The organism is Nocardioides luteus (assembly GCF_015752315.1).
Taxonomy (GTDB): Bacteria; Actinomycetota; Actinomycetes; order Propionibacteriales; family Nocardioidaceae; genus Nocardioides.
Genome location: NZ_JADOVJ010000001.1, coordinates 314,927 through 332,058 on the forward strand (window position 1 = coordinate 314,927; position 17,132 = coordinate 332,058).

The following is a 17,132-nucleotide window of genomic DNA, read 5'->3' on the forward strand; positions in this document are numbered from 1 at the left end:
GCGGGTTCAGGCCCCCATACCGTCCCCCGCATCACGGGCGCCCAGCCGTTCAGGCCGTACGCCGCGTCCCGGCCACCCCGCGCGCCGCGACCCCGAGCAGCACCAGCAGGAGCGCGCCGAAGGCGAGCATCGCGGGATCGGTGGCGACGTACTGCACCAGGATCCCCAGCAGCACCACCGGCACCGTGATCCCCAGGTAGGCCATCAGGAAGAGGCCGGCCAGCGCCTCACCGCGGCTCTCCGCGGGTGCCACCGAGATCACGGTCGCGACCGCCGCCTTGAACGACATCCCCGACCCGGCCCCGGTGACGACGGCCCCGACGACCAGCATCCAGAACGTGCCGGACAGGAGGGCTCCGACCACGAGGAGCAGGCCGGCGGTGAGCGCGACCAGGCCGGTGACGTACAGCTGACGGCGCTGCCAGCCCCCGGCGAGCACCTGGAAGAGCGCCGCGGCCCCGAAGATGGAGAACCCGACCACGCCCGCGACGACGTGCGAGTGGAGCCCGAGCTCGTCGGCCAGGAACGACGGCACCAGCGAGGTGAAGAAGCCGAACATCGCGAACGCCACGAAGCTCGCCATCCCGGCGGCGAAGTAGGCGCTCCGGGCGTCGGCCGGGACCCGCACCCGCTGCGGCCGGTAGGTCCATCCCGGCTGGTCGGTGTCGACCGTCTCCGGCGCCGCCACCACCGCCAGCAGCCCGATCACCATGAGGAACGCGAAGACCGCGTAGGGCGTGTAGAGCGGCCGCGGCGCCCACTCGGCCAGGGCGCCGGCGACCAGCGGGCCCAGTCCGAGCCCGCCGATGTTGGCCGCGGTCGCGACCACCTCGGCGCGGGTCGCCGGCGCCTCCGGACGCGCGGTCCGGTGCAGCTCGGCGAGGTGGGCCGTCGCCGTCGCGGTCAGCATCCCGACGCCCAGCCCGGACAGCAGCCGCGCCAGCAGCAGCCAGCCCAGCTCATGGGTCGAGAGGAAGATCAGCGCGGCGAGCACGTTGAGCAGCACCGCGGGCGCCACCACCCGCCGCCGCCCGAACCGGTCCGAGAGGTGGCCGGCGAGGAAGAGCGAGATCGCCACCCCCGCGCCGTACGTCGCGAACACCACCGTGATCGCGAACGAGCCCCACCCCTGCTCGTCGACGTAGAAGACGTAGAGCGGTGCCGGCGCGGCCGCGAAGCCCATGGTGGCGGCGAACAGGAACGCCACCGACCAGAACCCGCGGACGTGGTGCTGCCGCTCGGTGAGAGGCGCTGCCTGGATCGTTGTCATGCCTCCATGCTCGCCGATCAGCATGATCATCTCCAACGAATCCTTTCGAAGGTAACCATCACGATCTGCGATAGTGAGAGCCATGCAGCCGCACCAGCTGGAGTACTTCGTCGCCGTCGCCGAGACCGGCAGCTTCACCGCCGGCGCGGACCGGGTCGGTGTCGTGCAGTCCGCCGTCTCCGCAGCCATCAAGCAGCTCGAGCGGGGCCTCGGGGCGCCGCTGATCGAGCGCGGCTACCACCGCCTCACGCTCACCGCCGAGGGGGAGGCGCTGCTCCCACGGGCTCGCGACGTGCTCGCCGGCATCGAGGCTGCCCGAGAGGCGGTCGCCGGCGCCCGCGGGCAGGTGGTCGGCACCGTCCTGTTCGGCACGCTGTCCTACACCGGCCGCTGGAACATCGCCGAGGTCCTGCAGGGCTTCGCCGCCCGCCACCCCGGCATCACCGTGCGCATGCGCCAGACCATCTCCGGCAGCGCCACCAACGAGGCAGACGTACGCTCCGGGGCCCTCGATCTCGCACTGGTCTCCACGCCCGCGGCCTCGCTGCCCGGGCTGACGCTGACCCGGATCCACGGCGACGAGCTGGTCTTCGTCTGCGCCCCCGGCCACCGCCTGGCGCGGGCCGGTGCGGTGTCCGCCGCCGACCTCGCCGAGGAGACCTGGGTCGACTTCCCGACGGGCTGGGGCAACCGTACGGTCGTGGATGCCGCGTTCGCCTCCGCCGGCGTCTCCCGGACGGTCCGCACCGAGGTCACCAGCTTCGAGCTCGCCCGCAACCTCGTCTGCCGCGGTCTGGGCGTCTCGGTCGTGCCCCGGTCGTCGATCGCGGGCGACCCCGGGGTCGTCGCCGTCCCGATCGGCCTGGAGTGGTCCTTCCAGCTCGCCGTCCCGAGCAACCGACGGATCTCCGTTGCCGCCGCGCGGCTCGCCGAGGCGGTCACCGCCTCGGCGCTCTGAGCGGCAGGAGCGGCGGACGACGAAGCGGCCCGCCCGGAGAACCGGGCGGGCCGCTGTGTACTGCAGGTCAGAACCTGGGAATCAGAAGGCCGACTCCGGCAGGTCCATGATCGAGTTGTCGATCGCCTCGGCGATGGCCCGCTCAGCGGTCAGCTTGGGCAGGTTGTAGGAGGCGAAGAACTTCGCGGCGGCGACCTTGCCGGTGTAGAAGTCCTTGTCCTTGCCGGGGTCGCCAGCCAGGGCGGCGAGGGCGATCTCGGCCTGGCGCAGCAGCAGCCACGCGACCACGACGTCGCCGACGGCGAGCAGCAGGCGCGAGGTGTTCTGGGCGACCTTGTAGATGTTGGTGATCTCCTCCTGGGAGGCCATCAGGTCGTTGAACATGTGGCCGACGATCGCGTTGACGTCCTCGAGCGCGGTCGCGAGCAGGGCACGCGACTCCTTGAGCTCGGCGGAGCCCTCGTTGTCGAGGAAGGCCTGGATCTCGCCGGCGATCTGGCCGAGCGCGGCGCCCTGGTTCTTCACGATCTTGCGGAAGAAGAAGTCCTGGCCCTGGATCGCGGTGGTGCCCTCGTAGATCGAGTCGATCTTGGCGTCGCGGACGTACTGCTCGATCGGGTACTCCTGCAGGAAGCCCGACCCACCGAAGGTCTGCAGCGACTCGGTGCCGAGCAGCGTCCAGGCGCGCTCGGAGCCGTAGCCCTTGACGATCGGCAGCAGCAGGTCGTTGACCGCGGCGGCCAGCTTGTTCTCGTCGGAGCCGTCCTCGGTGAGGACGACCTTCTCCTGCCACGAGGTCGTGTAGTAGACCAGCGCGCGCATGCCCTCGGCGAACGACTTCTGCACCAGCAGCGAGCGACGCACGTCGGGGTGGTGGGTGATCGTGACGCGCGGGTCGGTCTTGGCGGCCTTGGTCAGGTCGGCGCCCTGGACGCGGGTCTTGGCGTACTCCAGCGCGTTCAGGTAGCCGGTCGACAGGGTTGCGATCGCCTTGGTGCCGACCATCATCCGAGCGTTCTCGATGACGTCGAACATCTGGCGGATGCCGTCGTGCACCTCGCCCAGCAGCCAGCCCTTGGCGGGCTCGCCGCCGCCGACCTGCGGGTCGCCGAAGGTGAGCTCGCAGGTGTTGGACACCTTGATGCCCATCTTGTGCTCGACGTTGGTGACGTACGCACCGTTGCGCTCGCCGGTGAGCTCACCGGTCTCGTGGTCGAAGTGGTACTTCGGCACGAGGAAGAGGGAGAGGCCCTTGGTGCCCGGGCCGCCGACGCCCTCGACGCCCTTCGGGCGGGCGAGGACGAGGTGCATGATGTTCTCCTGCAGGTCCGACTCGGCGCTGGTGATGAAGCGCTTGACGCCGGTGATGTTCCAGGAGCCGTCCTCGTTGGGGGTGGCGAAGGTCTTGCCGGCGCCGACGTCGGAGCCCGCGTCGGGCTCGGTCAGCACCATCGTGGAGCCCCACAGGCGCTCGACCATGATCTCGGCGATGCGCTTGTCGCGGTCGTTGCCGTTCTCGTAGACGACCTTCGAGAAGAACGGGCCGGCGCCGTACATCCAGATCGCCGGGTTGGCGCCCAGCAGCATCTCGGCGGTCGCCCAGATCAGCGAGTTCGGGGCCACCTGGCCGCCGATCTCCTCGGGAGTCTGCAGGCTCCAGAAGCCCGACTCCATCCACGCGTCGTAGGACTTCTTGAACGCGGCCGGGACCGGAGCGGTGTTGGTCTTGGGGTCGAAGACCGGCGGGTTGCGGTCGGCCTCGACGAACGACTCGGCGAGGTCCTCGCGAGAAAGACGCTCGACCTCGGCGAGGATCTCCTTCGCGGTGTCGACGTCCAGGTCCGCGAAGGGACCGGTGCCGAGCACCTTGTCGGTGCCGAAGACCTCGAAGAGGTTGAACTCGATGTCGCGGAGATTGCTCTTGTAGTGGCTCACTGATCCACCTTCATAACCTTTGTCGGATTTACCAGTTGCGGGAGCGCCGGTCGGCACGCACTACTGGCGGGTAACATCAAGAATAGGCATGCGGTTAAGGGGTGGCAAGCCCAGGGCTACTCGCAGGTAGGGTTCTTTGTCACAGCGGAACGCCAGGGGAGCAGTCCGGAGGAGAGCAGGAGTACGCCGCCGGCCACCGCGATCGCGGTCCGCGGGCTCGTCGCAGCGGCCAGTGCCCCGGCCGCCAGCACGCCGATCGGCTGGGCGACCTTCATGGTGATCGACCAGGCCGCCTGGACCCGCGCCATGTGGTCGTCGTCGGTCTCGCGCATCCGGTAGGCGGCGAAGGTGGGGTTGAAGACCCCGGCGCAGAGGATCAGCCCGAAGTTGGCCGCGGTGAACCACGCGAACCCGGCCACGCCCGCCGGGGTGAGCGCGATCAGGACGGTCCAGACGGTCCGGGCGACCCCCGACCCCAGCAGCACCGCCCGCTCGCCGAGCCGGTGGGTGAGGCGAGGTGCGCACATCGCGCCGAGGATGCCGCCGAGGCAGGGGAGGCCCATGGCGACGCCGTACATCCACGGCTCCATGCCGAGCTCCCGCAGCGTCAGCACCGTCTGCAGCGGGCTGGTCGCGATCACGCACGAGCCGAAGAGGGCGGCGTTCAGGAAGAGCGCGCGCAGATCGGGCCGGGCGAAGATGTAGCGCCAGCCGGCGGTCACCTCGGCGAGCCAGTGCTGCGGCTTGCGTGCCGGTGGTTGCGGCTCCGGCGTACGGATGGAGCGGATGCCGAGCGCGGAGAGCAGATAGGTCACCGCGTCCACGAGCACCGTCAGTGTCGGCCCGAACGCGGAGACGAGAGCGCCGCCGATCGGTGGACCGGCGGTGAACGTGGTCCAGAACGTCGTCTCCAGCCGGCTCGTCGCGGTCAGCCTGGCCTCCGGACCGACCAACGCCTTCAGGTGCGCGCCGGAGGCGGCGGTGAAGGCGAGCTCGCACGTCGCCGCGAGGACGCCGACGACGCACAGGTGGGCGTAGGTGAGCAGGTCCAGGAACCCAGCCGCGGGAACGCTGAGCATCGCCGCGAACCGGATCAGGTCGGCGCCGATCATCGTCGGTCGCTTGGGTCGGTACTCGATCCACGGTCCGAGCCGGACTCCTGCCGCCGCGGCCGCGAACCCGGACAGCGCCGCCAGGAGCGACACCTGGAACGTGGACGAGTCCAGGACGAGCACCGCGACCAGCGGCAGGGCGCCGTAGGCGATCGTCGACCCGGCCTGACTCGTGGCGGTCGCCAGCCAGAGCCGGTTGAAGTCCCGTCCCGGTGTCGCGGTCCCGCGATCGGTCTCCGAGACGGTCACCCGGAGACCCTATCCGGGCGGGAGTCGGCGATCAGGTAGAACACGTTTCAGTTTCGGCGTACGATCTGCCGCATGATCTCCTCCGACGCCATCACCTGGAACGCCCCCGATGACGAACACCCCGCACGTACGGCCGGCCAGCGCTCCTATGCCGCCGTCGCCAAGGGCGACCTCGACGAGTGGTTGACGATCTACGCCGAGGACTGCGTCCTCGAGGACCCGGTCGGGCCGTCGATGTTCGACCCCGAGGGCAAGGGTCACCATGGTCACGAGGGACTGAAGGCGTTCTGGGCGAAGGCGATCGCGTCGGTCCACAGGTTCGAGTTCGAGATCAACGACTCCTTCGCCAACCCCGAGGGCAACACCTGCGCCAACATCGGCCGCATCAAGACCTCGTTCCCCGACGGCAGCTACACCACCACCGACCTGATCATGGTCTACACCGTCAACGAGGAGGGCCGGATCAAGTCTATGAAGGCCTTCTGGGAGCCCGAGCGCACGATGGCGAGCTTCACCTCCGCCTGAGCGGTGGTCAGGGAGTCCAGTAGGTGCCGCCGTCGACCGGCGGACCCGACGTAAGGCCGCGCTCGACCCGGCAGGAGTACGTCGCGCCAGCGCCCGGCTCGGGGGCGCAATGATCGCTGCCGGCCTCACCCTTGACGACATCGGCGTTGGCGCCGCCGACGAGCCAGTCGGGACCGCCGCCCCCGAGGAGGCGATCCCGGCCGTCGCCGCCGACGACCGAGTCGCCTTCGGTCCCCGCCGCGAGGTAGTCCGCTCCGCTCCACCCCTTGAGCCAGTCCCGCCCGGAGCCGCCGTAGATCCGGTCGTTCCCGGACATGCCGTGAAGGCTGTCCCGCCCGGCGTTGCCGTAGATGAGGTCGGCGCCGCTGTTGCCGACGACGACGTCGGCACCGTCGCTGGCGTAGATCTGGTCGTCCCCGATGCCGCCTCGGAGGGTGTCGTCTCCCGCTGCGCCCCACATCCTGTCGTTCCCGCCGTTGCCCTGCAGCGCGTCTGGGCCGCCCTCGCCGTAGAGGAGGTCGTTGCCTCCTTGGCCGGAGAGGAAGTCCCGACCGCTGCCGCCGTAGAGGCGGTCGCCGCTGTCGGTTCCCGCTGTGGAGTCGAAGGTTCCGGAGATGTAGTGCCCAGCGAGGGTGTCGCTCCCGAGACCGCCGTAGATGGTGTCGGCGCCCGTGCCGCCGGTGAGCTCGTCGTTGCCGGACGTCCCGTGGAGCGTGTCGTTTCCTGACTCCCCGTTGGCCCACGTGCTGCCGCGGATCTCGTCGCTCCCGGGCCCGGCGAGCACGCGACTTCCCCCGCGGATCTCGTCGTCTCCGGAGCCGCCGCAGACGACGTCGTTGGAGTCGGCGGTGATCGAGTCGGCGCCAGGGGTGCCGAGGATGACATCGCGGAAGGCTGCATCGGACCGTGTCTCGCCGCGGTTGAGGTCGACGGTCACAGCCAGCCCGCCACAGGTGGATTCCGCGGAGCTGCTGGGAGTGGTCAGTAGGACGAGTCCGGGCGCGACCAGGAGTGACGCGGCACCGGCAAGCAGGATGGGGGTACGCACGGCCGACACCGTAGTGGGTATCGCGTGGTCGCGCCCGGGTAATTCAGGCGATCGCGTGCTCGGCGATCCACTCGACGAGGGGGCGGGTGGCACGCCAGTCCTTCTTGACCTCGTCGACGAGGGCCGAGGTGTGGATGATGTCGTCGAAGCCGATGGTGCGGCCGAGGTGGATCGACTTGTGCCGCAGCAGCTCGATCTTGGGGTGGTTCTTGTCGAAGCCGCGCGGCGCGGTCTTGAGGCGGTCGCCGGTGACCTCGTAGCCCTTCTTCTCCGCGACCGCGAGGCGCTTCTCCAGGTCGGCGCCGTAGTGGTCGTGGACGATGGCGTCGCGGAAGGCGGCCAGGCGAGGCGGCTCGAACCAGTAGCAGCCACCGCCGGTGCGGATGCCGCGGGGCGAGACCTCGACGTAGTAGCCGGTCTGCGGCGCGACGGCCACGAAGGCTCCCTGGTGGGTCTTGTAGGGGAGCTTGTCCTTCGAGAAACGTACGTCTCGATAGGGCCGGAAGATCTTGGCGCTGCCGAACTCCTCGGCGAGCTCGTCGGTGAGCGCCTTCATCGGCGCGAGCACCGACTCCTTGTAGATGTGCTTGTGGGCTTCCCAGAACGACTTGGTGTTGTCGACCTCGAGATCGTCGTAGAAGTCGAGCGCTGCAACGGGGAAACCTTCGAAAGCCACGCGTGCAACCTTACGGGTTGATCGACAGACGACCCAGCGAGGTAGTCGGGGATCAAACGGTCGCTCTACCCGCGAGTAAGCGACCGTTTGATCCCCGACTATTGCTAGACGCTCGGGATCTGGATCGTGTCCGCGACCCGGCGCGCGTGCTCGGCCATCGAGCGGGCGATGTTGGCGGACTCGCCGAGGTGGCGGCAGGGATCGAGCAGCGCGGTGATCTCGTCGCGGCTGAAGTGGGCCGAGACCTCGGGGGAGGCGGCGAGCAGCGAGGCGAAGTCGAGCTCCTCCACGGCGGAGCGCTGGGCCAGCTCGAAGACGACGTCGTGGGCGACCTGGCGGCCGATGCGCTCACCGAGCTCGAGCATCAGGGACTCCGAGCCGATGAGGCCGCCGGAGAGGGCCAGGTTGGCGCGCATCCGGTCCTCGTCGAAGGTCAGGCCGGTGAAGATGACCACGAGCCGGGCCAGGACGTCACCTGCGAGACGCGACGCCTGGGCGACCGCGTCCTCGAGGATCCCGGTCATGGCGCCATTGGCCTCGTGGTCGTGGAGCATCGACTCCATCGCCGGGGCGACGAGCCCGCGCAGCTGGGTGGCGGCGGTGATCACGTCCAGCGTCAGCTGCGGGTTGCGCTTGTGGGGCATCGTCGAGGAGCCGATGGTGCCCTCCGGGATCGGCTCGAAGGCCTCGCCGAACTCGGGCTGCATCATCGAGTAGACGTCCTTGCCGATCTTGCCGGCGGTGCCACCGAGCATCCCCAGGATCGAGACCCACTCGACCATGCCGTCGTTGATCGCGCGCGAGGGGACGGGCATCGAGCCCATGTCGAGCCGGGACGCGGTCTCGGTCTCGATGGCGCGAGCGTGGGTGCCGAAGGAGGCCATGGTGCCGGCAGCGCCGCCCATCAGCAGACGGAAGACGCGGTCCTCGACCGAGCGGAGCCGGTCGACGTGCGCGGCGATCTCGTCGATCCAGATGGCGACCTTGAAGCCGAAGGTGATCGGAACGGCGTGCTGGGAGTGCGTACGTCCCGGCATCGGCACCTCGGCGCCGGCCTCGGCGACCTTCGACAGCGAGCGGAGCAGGTCGCCGAGCAGGTCGAGGATCTTGTCGTGTGCCTGGCGCAGCAGGATCAGGTCGGCGGTCTGGGTGATGTTCTGCGTGGTCGCGCCCCAGTGGACCCAGCCGCCGTGCTTCGCGCCGACGACCCGGCAGAGCTCCTCGACCAGCGGGGTCAGCGGGTGGCTGTGCTCGGCGGTCGCCTTCTCGATGCGGTCGAGGTCGAGCTTGTCCAGGTCGGCGGCCTCGGCGATCGCCTCGCCGGCCTCCGCCGGGATCACCTTCACGGCCGCTTCTGCCTCGGCGAGTGCCGCCTCGACGTCGAGTCGCGCCTGGAGGCGTGCCTCGTAGGTGAACAGGTCTCCGATGCCGTGGTCGGGGACTCGTCCATCGGTGAATCGGCTGCTCGAGCCCGCGCTCATGGCGAGTGATCCTTTACGTGTCGTTCACACAATGATTGGAAAACAGAAACCCAATCTTAATCCACGCAAAGCGCAAACACCCGTGATCGTGTGCTGCATCACTTGGATCGTGCAAGTGAACTGAAACAGGCCGCGCCACATGACACGACCTGGATCCGTGGAGCGGACGACGAGGCGTCGACCCTGGCAGTCAGTTTACCCCACCCCACATCCACTCTTCCGTGCTTCCGCGGACCGGGATTCGGTGCTGGCTCTTCATGACGGTGATGGGCCTGGACAAGAATATCGGGACTATCCGGGGGCGGGGGCGAGTGTCCGGATCGCGGGGCTGAGCGTCACCCGTTCCGGCATCTGCGCCTGGATATCACGGACTGGACGTCGTCCCGTGCATCTGGAACGCGTTCCTGGTTACCGTGTCTGGTACCAACGGGGCAGTCTGGGTGACTACTCCTACGTGGGGTGCGACACCACGATGGGCGCCGTTGGTGCCGTGGTCTCGGGCACCGACCCGGGGCCGCGGTCTAGTTGGCGGGCCCGACATGGCCTGCTGGCGAAGGGCCGGAGAGTGCACGACGTACGGACCCCCGCCGTCGTCGTGCCGAAGAACTGGCGTTGCTCGCGAATGAGGACCAGCGTCCTCCACGAGAGATTGCGGTTCCAGTTGCTGGCTCTGGAGAGTGAGCGCTCGGTCGACGGACTGGGCGCTCTTCTTCATGTGCGCGGCACGGGGACCGGCCGCCAGGCCCGCACGCCACCGCGATGACGATGGGCGCACCTTGGGGGCATCTGGGGCCCAAACAGAAACCCGCACTGACGACGATGACGACGAAAGTGCGGGCTGATCTGCTGTGTTACGTGGAGCGGACGACGAGGCTCGAACTCGCGACATCAACCTTGGGAAGGTTGCGCTCTACCAACTGAGCTACGTCCGCAGGTGCGACCAGGATGTTACCCCACCCGCGTGGCCAGGTGTGAACCGACTCAGGAAAGTCGTGTCATCCGGGGATAGCGAGCCGACAGCCCGTCGCCGGCGGGGCCGCGCAGCATGCGGCGTACGGCCCAGGGGAGCGCCCGGGCGGCCAGCCGCCGGACCTCGCGGATCGGGGCGGCCAGGCCGTTCGGGCCCGGCTCCTCGATGACGACCAGCGGCTTCGGGGTGGGCAGGTGGTGGCGTACGCCGAGGGTGTCGAGGACCTTGATCGCCATCAGCTGATGGCCGGGAGCCCCCAGGAAGCCGTGGCCGTCCCAGTAGCCCGCGTCGTCGTACTCGGTCATCCGCCAGAAGTCGACCAGCGTCGCTCCCCGCCGCTGCGCGATCTCCCGGACGGCCTCGTTGTAGACCGCGAAGCGTCCGCGCAGCAGCCGCCCGACGGTGGACGCCCGGGCGCCGTACGCGGTGAAGACCAGCACCTTCGCGCCGCTGTCGACCAGCTCGCCGATCGCGGTCTCGTAGGTCGCGAGCAGGGCGTCGATGTCGACGTGCGGCCACATCAGGTCGACCGACCCGCCGTAGATCGTCACCACGTCCGGCTCGAGCGCGAGCGCCGCCGCCACCTGCTCCTTGACGATCCGGTCGATCCCGCGGCCGCGGACGGCGAGGTTGGCGTAGCTGAACTCGGGGGTCCGCTCGGCCATCACCTCGGCCACCCGGTCGGCCCAGCCGCGTACGCCGTTCGGGCGTCGTACGTCGGTGTCGCCGACGCCCTCGGTGAAGGAGTCGCCCAGCGCGACGTACCGGCGATAGCCGCCGGGGATCAGCGCATCCAGTGCCATGCGTCTGATTCAACCGGGTTTACGCCGGGACGTACGACTCTGACGTGGAATCTGTGACGGATGGGGTAGATGGTGCTGTGGATCAGGGCAGGACCGTCGGGACCAGGTCTTTCAGCATGCTTCTGACGGTGGATTTGGCCGCGATCACGTTGAGCATGTCGTCCCAGACCGAGAGAACCAGCACCACCCGATCTATGCGGAGCGAGCCTGCGCCCCAGCCGTCTCCAGCGCCGACGGTCGCTTCGTCGCCGATGATCTCCGGATCGCCGTCGATGATGCCCGGTGCTGCTGCAGCCGCAGAGGCCACGTTCGGGTACTCCAGTACGTGGAGGATCGTCTCGGTCTCAGGATCGTCCTCGGGCTCGTCCTTCGGGAGGATCCAGCAATAGGAGGCCGAGGTCGGTTTCGGTATCTCGGTGAGCAGGGGAAAGGTCTTCTGTTGCTCAGCCCAATCCGGCGATCCGACCTTCGCGACGCCGAACTGTGACTTCACGGCCGACTCGCTCGTGAAGTACGCGTCAGACTTGGCCAGTGATCGGCATGGCTCCCCGTACACGTACACGTCCTGGATCGACTTGATCCGCGAGGTCTGTGGTGTTGGCGACGGAGCGGAGGATGCGGCTGTCGGGCTCGCCGACGAGGTGGTCGGAGCGCTGCTGGCGGTGGATGGCTTCGGATCCGCGTTCGCACGTGGATCGGATCCGCAACCGGCGGCAAACAGTGCGCTCGCGACGGAAAGTGAGAGTGCCCGAGTCACAGAGGAGTTGTGACGCACAAGCGCAGCCTATGGCGGCGGCTAACGGTGCGCACGAGAACCGGTAAGTTGGCCTCGTGCTGCTGAGCGACAAGGACATCCTGACCGAGATCCACGACGGAAGGATCGTCATCGACCCCTGGGACGAGTCGATGCTGCAGCCGTCGTCCGTCGACGTACGTCTGGACCGGTTCTTCCGGGTCTTCGACAACCACAAGTACGCCACGATCGACCCGGCCGTGGACCAGTCCGAGCTCACCCGGCAGATAGAGACCGAGGGCGACGAGCCGTTCATCCTGCACCCGGGGGAGTTCGTGCTCGGGTCGACGTACGAGACCGTGACCCTGCCCGACGACATCGCCGCTCGCGTCGAGGGGAAGTCGTCGCTGGGACGGCTCGGGCTGCTCACCCACGCCACCGCCGGCTTCGTTGACCCGGGTTTCTCGGGTCACGTGACCCTCGAGCTCGCCAACGTCGCGACGCTGCCGATCAAGCTCTACCCGGGCATGAAGATCGGCCAGTACTGCTTCTTCCGGCTCACCTCGCCGGCGCAGAACCCCTACGGCAGCGAGAAGTACGGCAGCCGCTACCAGGGCCAGCGCGGCCCGACCGCCTCGCGCAGCTTCCAGAGCTTCCACCGCACCAAGATCTGAGCGGGTCTGTCGGTGGTCGCCGCTAGGGTCGGGTGGATGAGTGAGACACCGTTCCTGGCCCCCGACGGCCAGACGCGTTGCGCGTGGGCCGGCGGGGCGCCCGAGTTCTTGGACTATCACGACACCGAGTGGGGCTTTCCTGCCGGCGGTGACGTGCGGCTCTTCGAGAAGGTCTGCCTCGAGGGGTTCCAGAGCGGGCTGTCGTGGCGCACGATCCTCAACAAGCGGCCGGCGTTCCGCGAGGTCTTCGCGGGCTTCGACTTCCACAAGGTCGCCGAGTTCGACGAGGGCGACGTCGAGCGGCTCCTGCAGGACGCGCGGATCATCCGCCACCGCGGCAAGATCGAGGCGGCGATCAACAATGCCCGGCGCGCGGTCGAGCTCGTCGAGGAGCGCGGGTCGCTGGCTGCGTACGTCTGGGACTTCGAGCCCGAGCCGTTGAAGGTCCCGGAGGTGGTGGCCACCTCGCCCGCCTCGATGAGCCTCTCCAAGGACCTCAAGAAGCGCGGCTGGAAGTTCGTCGGGCCGACGACGATGTACGCGTTCATGCAGTCGATGGGGATCATCAACGACCACTCGCTCGACTGCGTGATCCGGGATCGAGTCGAGGCCGAGCGGGCGGCGTTCGTCAGGCCCTGACCTGTCCACATCCGGGGCCCGATACCTCGCGTCGAGGCAAGATGTGTTTAGGCTGTCCTAACTAAGCATTGCCTAACCCAAGGTGGTTTCCCCCGTGATTCGTCGATCCGTTCTCATCGCAGCGAGCCTCGTGCTCGCTGCCACCGGCCTGGCTGCGTGCAGCACAGGCGCGACCGACTCCGCGGACAGCTCCGCGGACTCCGCTTCGAAGGCAGACAAGGGCGCCTTCCCTGTCACCGTCGAGCACGCCTACGGCAGCACCGAGATCACCGAGGAGCCGACCAACGTCGCCACCATCGGCTGGTCGGACCACGACGTGGCGCTGTCGCTGGGCGTCGTCCCGGTCGCAGCCCAGGCAATCACCTGGGGCGGTAACGAGCAGCAGTCGACCGACTGGTTCGACGCCGAGCTGAAGGAGGTCGGCGGCAAGCAGCCGGTGCGCTACAACGCCGACACCAGCATCCCCTTCACCGAGATCAGCAAGGCTGCGCCCGACCTGATCCTGGCCACCAACTCGGGCATCACCGAGGCCGACTACAAGAAGCTCAATGAGATCGCCCCGACCGTCGCCTTCCCCGGTGACCCGTGGCTGACCTCCTGGCAGGACTCGCTCGAGATGATCGGCAAGGCCACCGGGCGGGTCACCCTGTCCGAGGAGGTCAAGAAGGAGACCGAGGACAAGATCGCGCAGGCCCAGAAGGACCACCCGCAGATCGTCGGCGCCAGCTACCTTGTCACCGGTGTCCAGGACAACTCCAAGCTCGGCACCATCGGCCTCTACGGCGCCGGCGACGCCCGCCCGCAGATGCTCACCCAGCTCGGCATGGAGCTCGCCCCGGTCGCCGACAAACTCGTCCCGGCCGGCCAGTTCTACACCGACGTCTCCGCGGAGAAGGCTCCCGAGCTGGAGTCCGAGGTGCTGATCAACCTCGGCTACACCGCGGGCAGCTTCGAGGCCCTGCAGAAGGACAAACTGCTCAGCCAGATCCCGGCGATCAAGAACGGCCACTACCTCGACGTGACCGACCAGCCGCTGTCCCTGACCTTCTCCGCCGCGAGCACCCTGTCGATCCCCTACTTCATCGACGAGCTCGTTCCCTCGATCGCCGAGGCGGTCGACGGCGGGAAGGTCAACGTCACCGCGGCTGAGTGAAGCCCGCGTTGACCATCCGTACGCCTCTGGCCCCGGCCGACCCGGCAGCAGCTGCCGCCGCGGTCGTCCGGGGTCGACGGCTGCCCGGGGTCGGACTGATCCTCGGGGTGCTGCTCGTCGCGGCGGTCGCCTCGGTCCTGCTCGGCGCGGAGTGGGTCCCGCCCACCGCACTCTTCGACGACGGCAGCTTCGGGCAGGCGATCCTGGAGAACCGGATCGCCCGCACCGCGATCGCCTTCGCCGTCGGCGGCTCGCTCGCGCTCGGCGGCGCCTGTCTGCAGGGGCTCACCCGCAACCCGTTGGCCGACCCGGGACTGCTCGGCCTCAACGCCGGCGCGGCCTTCGCGGTCGTCGTGGCGCTGGTCTACGTCGGTGCCACCGGCCTCGACTCGCTGCTGTGGGCCGCCTTCATCGGCGCGGCCCTGGCCGCGATCCTCGTGCACGGCATCGCCGCGATCGGCCGCGACGGCGCCACTCCCGCCAAGCTGGTGCTGGCCGGCGCGGCGCTGACCGCGGCCCTGACCAGCTGGACCAGCGGCATCCTGCTGATGGACCACAAGGGCCTGGAGGTCTTCCGGCAGTGGCAGGTCGGCACCATCGGCAGCGACTGGGGCGACCTCGCGGTCTGTGCTCCGTTCCTCGCCGTGGGTGCCCTGCTGGCGCTGCTGGGCGCGCGGGTCCTGGACGCGCTCGCGCTCGGCGACGACCTCGCCAAGGGACTCGGCCGCCGCACCGGTCTGGACCGGGTGGTCGTCGGGATCGCGGTGGTGCTGCTCAGCGGCACCGCCACCGCCCTGGTCGGCCCGGTCGCCTTCGTCGGCCTGGTCGTCCCGCACGCCGTACGCGCCCTGGTCGGTCCCAGCTACACCCTCGTGCTGCCGCTCTCGATCGCCGCCGGGGCCGCGCTCACCGCCATCGCCGACGCGCTCGGCCGGGTGGTGCTGCCGCCCACCGAGGTGCAGGTCGGCATCATGACGGCCGTCGTCGGCGTACCTGCCTTCGTGTGGTTCCTGCGACGTGGACGGATGGCGGGCCTGTGAGCACAACTGCAGCCGAGACCGCGCGGCCCGTCGACGTCGTACGCAAGGCCCGGCGGGCGCCGCAACGACGCCATGCCCTCGTCATCGCGGCCCTGGTGGTCCTCCTCTTCGGAGCCTTCGTCGCCCGGGTGCTGCTCGGCAACTTCATCATCACCGTGCCCGACTTCTTCAGGATCCTCGGCGGTGCCGAGATCCCGGGCGCGACCTTCCTGCTGATGTCGGAGAAGCTTCCCCGGGCGATCCTCGGGGTGCTGGTCGGGATCGCCTTCGGCAGCGCCGGCGCGGTCTTCCAGAGCACCCTGCGCAACCCCCTGGCCAGCCCCGACATCGTCGGCGTCTCGCTCGGCGCGAGCGCGTCGGCGGTCTTCGCGATCGTGGTGTTCGACCTGCAGGGGCTGGCCCTGAGCATCGCCGCGATCGTGGGAGCGATCGCGATCGCGGTGGCGGTCCGGCTCGTGGCCGGCTCCGACGGCAGCTACCGGCTCGTCCTGGTCGGCGTCACCGCCGCGGCCGCGATGACCGCGGTCGTCCACTACCTCTTCACCCGCGCCAACGAGTTCGACGCCCTGCTCGTGCTGCGCTGGCTGACCGGCGCGCTCAACGGCGTCACCTGGCCGACGATCTGGACGCTGCTGGGCTTCCTGGTCGTGCTCGTCCCTGCGCTGATCCTGACCGCGCGGTCCGCCCAGATCCTCCAGCTCGGTCCGGACGTGGCCACCGGGCTGGGCGTCAGCCGGCGGCGTACGGACCTGCTGCTCCTGCTCGCCGTCCTGCTCACCGCTCTCGGCGTCGCCGCCGCCGGCCCGGTCGCCTTCGTCGCGTTCGTCGCCGGACCGATCTCGCGGGCGCTCAACGGCGGGCGTACGACCCTGGTCGGCGCTGCGCTCGTCGGCGCCATCGTGATGGTGGCGGGCGACTACATCGCCGACTATGCGGTCCCCGGCGTCTCCTTCCCGGTAGGCGTCGTCACCGGTGCGTTCGGGGCGCCGTTCCTGTTGTGGTTGCTCGCCGCCGGGCGGGCTGGAAGGCGATGACATGAAAGAGGCCCAGATGAGACTCGCTGCGGAGAGTGTGAGCCTCGGCTACGGCGCGGACCCGGTCGTCGACGGCGTCTCGCTCGAGATCCCCGACGGCCTCACCACGGTGATCGTCGGCGCCAACGGCTGCGGGAAGTCGACCCTGCTGCGCGGCATGGCGCGGCTGCTGAAGCCCATCTCGGGGCAGGTCGTGCTCGACGGCAAGGCGGTCCACAAGCAGCCGACTCGCGCGGTGGCCAAGACGCTCGGCCTGATGCCGCAGTCGCCGGTCGCTCCCGAGGGCATCACCGTCGTCGACCTGGTCGGCCGCGGACGCCAGCCGCACCGCGGTGCGCTGCAACGCTGGTCGTCCGAGGACGACGCCGCGGTCGCGGAGGCGCTCGAGCTGACCGACACCCTCGACCTGGCCGACCGCGTCGTCGACGAGCTCTCCGGCGGTCAGCGGCAGCGGGTCTGGGTGGCGATGGCGCTCGCCCAGCAGACCGACCTGCTCCTCCTCGACGAGCCGACCACGTTCCTCGACGTCGCCCACCAGGTCGACCTGCTCGACCTGCTCCACGGGCTGCGCTCCTCGCGAGGGACCACCGTCGTGATGGTGCTCCACGACCTCAACCTGGCGGCCCGCTACGCCGACCACCTGATCGCGATGAGCGGCGGCAAGGTCGCCGCCACCGGCACGCCCGCCGAGGTGGTGACCGCCGACCGCGTCGAGCAGGTCTTCGGGCTGGAGTGCCAGGTCATCCACGACCCCGTCTCGGGCACACCGCTGGTCGTCCCGATCGGACGCCACCACCGACCCGCAGCTCACCCCCACGCACAAGGAGCCTGA

The 17,132-nt window shown here is 69.3% G+C and carries 16 protein-coding genes and 1 tRNA gene; 8 read left to right on the top strand and 9 right to left on the bottom strand.

Annotation, left to right across the window (positions count from 1 at the left end; genetic code table 11):
- Positions 1-49: 49 nt before the first annotated feature.
- The gene (locus HD557_RS01465; RefSeq protein WP_231380138.1) at positions 50-1,270 is read right to left on the bottom strand and encodes an MFS transporter; all 1,221 of its coding nucleotides are present in this window, start codon (positions 1,268-1,270) and stop codon (positions 50-52) included.
- Positions 1,271-1,352: 82 nt separating this feature from the next.
- Here HD557_RS01465 and HD557_RS01470 point away from each other — a divergent pair, with 82 nt between their 5' ends.
- A complete protein-coding gene (locus tag HD557_RS01470) occupies positions 1,353-2,228 on the top strand; it encodes a LysR family transcriptional regulator (RefSeq protein WP_196872576.1) in 876 nt (291 codons plus the stop codon).
- Between the two features lie 81 nt (positions 2,229-2,309).
- On the opposite strand, the gene HD557_RS01475 is transcribed toward HD557_RS01470, so the two are convergent.
- A complete protein-coding gene (locus HD557_RS01475; RefSeq protein WP_008354532.1) occupies positions 2,310-4,163 on the bottom strand; it encodes an acyl-CoA dehydrogenase in 1,854 nt (617 codons plus the stop codon).
- 116 nt (positions 4,164-4,279) lie between these two features.
- The gene (locus HD557_RS01480) at positions 4,280-5,524 is read right to left on the bottom strand and encodes an MFS transporter (RefSeq protein ID WP_196872577.1); all 1,245 of its coding nucleotides are present in this window, start codon (positions 5,522-5,524) and stop codon (positions 4,280-4,282) included.
- A 72-nt stretch (positions 5,525-5,596) separates the two neighbouring features.
- Between HD557_RS01480 and HD557_RS01485 the strand changes: the two genes are divergently transcribed.
- Positions 5,597-6,049, top strand: coding sequence for a nuclear transport factor 2 family protein (locus HD557_RS01485; protein ID WP_196872578.1), 453 nt, complete (start codon positions 5,597-5,599; stop codon positions 6,047-6,049).
- Between the two features lie 7 nt (positions 6,050-6,056).
- Here HD557_RS01485 and HD557_RS01490 read toward each other — a convergent pair whose 3' ends face one another.
- The 6 genes from HD557_RS01490 to HD557_RS01515 all read right to left on the bottom strand — a co-directional run bounded on the left by HD557_RS01490 (position 6,057) and on the right by HD557_RS01515 (position 11,802).
- Positions 6,057-7,097 (bottom strand): calcium-binding protein, encoded by a 1,041-nt coding sequence (locus tag HD557_RS01490; RefSeq protein WP_196872579.1) that lies wholly within the window; start codon positions 7,095-7,097, stop codon positions 6,057-6,059.
- A 43-nt stretch (positions 7,098-7,140) separates the two neighbouring features.
- Positions 7,141-7,773 (bottom strand): DUF2461 domain-containing protein, encoded by a 633-nt coding sequence (locus tag HD557_RS01495; protein WP_196872580.1) that lies wholly within the window; start codon positions 7,771-7,773, stop codon positions 7,141-7,143.
- Between the two features lie 104 nt (positions 7,774-7,877).
- A complete protein-coding gene (locus tag HD557_RS01500; RefSeq protein WP_196872581.1) occupies positions 7,878-9,254 on the bottom strand; it encodes a class-II fumarase/aspartase family protein in 1,377 nt (458 codons plus the stop codon).
- 856 nt (positions 9,255-10,110) lie between these two features.
- A tRNA-Gly gene (locus HD557_RS01505) sits at positions 10,111-10,186 on the bottom strand.
- A gap of 49 nt (positions 10,187-10,235) precedes the next feature.
- On the bottom strand, positions 10,236-11,027 hold the full coding sequence (locus tag HD557_RS01510; protein ID WP_008354518.1) for an SGNH/GDSL hydrolase family protein: 792 nt from the start codon (positions 11,025-11,027) through the stop codon (positions 10,236-10,238).
- 82 nt (positions 11,028-11,109) lie between these two features.
- The gene (locus HD557_RS01515) at positions 11,110-11,802 is read right to left on the bottom strand and encodes a hypothetical protein (protein ID WP_196872582.1); all 693 of its coding nucleotides are present in this window, start codon (positions 11,800-11,802) and stop codon (positions 11,110-11,112) included.
- Positions 11,803-11,858: 56 nt separating this feature from the next.
- Here HD557_RS01515 and dcd point away from each other — a divergent pair, with 56 nt between their 5' ends.
- The 6 genes from dcd to HD557_RS01545 all read left to right on the top strand — a co-directional run bounded on the left by dcd (position 11,859) and on the right by HD557_RS01545 (position 17,132).
- A complete protein-coding gene (dcd, locus tag HD557_RS01520) occupies positions 11,859-12,434 on the top strand; it encodes a dCTP deaminase (RefSeq protein WP_008354516.1) in 576 nt (191 codons plus the stop codon).
- A 36-nt stretch (positions 12,435-12,470) separates the two neighbouring features.
- Positions 12,471-13,073: a DNA-3-methyladenine glycosylase I gene (locus HD557_RS01525; RefSeq protein WP_196872583.1), complete on the top strand. Its 603-nt coding sequence runs from the start codon at positions 12,471-12,473 to the stop codon at positions 13,071-13,073.
- Between the two features lie 94 nt (positions 13,074-13,167).
- Complete coding sequence (locus HD557_RS01530) at positions 13,168-14,226, top strand: iron-siderophore ABC transporter substrate-binding protein (protein ID WP_196872584.1); 1,059 nt, start codon at positions 13,168-13,170, stop codon at positions 14,224-14,226.
- A gap of 8 nt (positions 14,227-14,234) precedes the next feature.
- Positions 14,235-15,266, top strand: a complete 1,032-nt coding sequence (locus HD557_RS01535) for a FecCD family ABC transporter permease (RefSeq protein WP_231380139.1) — start codon at positions 14,235-14,237, stop codon at positions 15,264-15,266.
- Positions 15,263-16,300 carry a FecCD family ABC transporter permease gene (locus HD557_RS01540; protein WP_196872585.1) on the top strand — a complete coding sequence of 346 codons (1,038 nt, stop codon included), beginning with the start codon at positions 15,263-15,265 and terminating at the stop codon, positions 16,298-16,300. Before HD557_RS01535 ends, HD557_RS01540 begins: the two co-directional genes overlap by 4 nt.
- A gap of 16 nt (positions 16,301-16,316) precedes the next feature.
- A complete protein-coding gene (locus HD557_RS01545; RefSeq protein WP_231380140.1) occupies positions 16,317-17,132 on the top strand; it encodes an ABC transporter ATP-binding protein in 816 nt (271 codons plus the stop codon).

What these genes read in the sequence shown, in the direction of transcription:
- HD557_RS01500 (WP_196872581.1), bottom strand. Translation starts at nt 9,254, where the DNA reads ATGAGCGCGGGCTCGAGCAGCCGATTCACCGATGGACGAGTCCCCGAC.
- HD557_RS01465 (WP_231380138.1), bottom strand. Translation starts at nt 1,270, where the DNA reads ATGACAACGATCCAGGCAGCGCCTCTCACCGAGCGGCAGCACCACGTC.
- HD557_RS01545 (WP_231380140.1), top strand. Translation starts at nt 16,317, where the DNA reads ATGAGACTCGCTGCGGAGAGTGTGAGCCTCGGCTACGGCGCGGACCCG.
- HD557_RS01510 (WP_008354518.1), bottom strand. Translation starts at nt 11,027, where the DNA reads ATGGCACTGGATGCGCTGATCCCCGGCGGCTATCGCCGGTACGTCGCG.
- HD557_RS01525 (WP_196872583.1), top strand. Translation starts at nt 12,471, where the DNA reads ATGAGTGAGACACCGTTCCTGGCCCCCGACGGCCAGACGCGTTGCGCG.
- HD557_RS01485 (WP_196872578.1), top strand. Translation starts at nt 5,597, where the DNA reads ATGATCTCCTCCGACGCCATCACCTGGAACGCCCCCGATGACGAACAC.
- HD557_RS01470 (WP_196872576.1), top strand. Translation starts at nt 1,353, where the DNA reads ATGCAGCCGCACCAGCTGGAGTACTTCGTCGCCGTCGCCGAGACCGGC.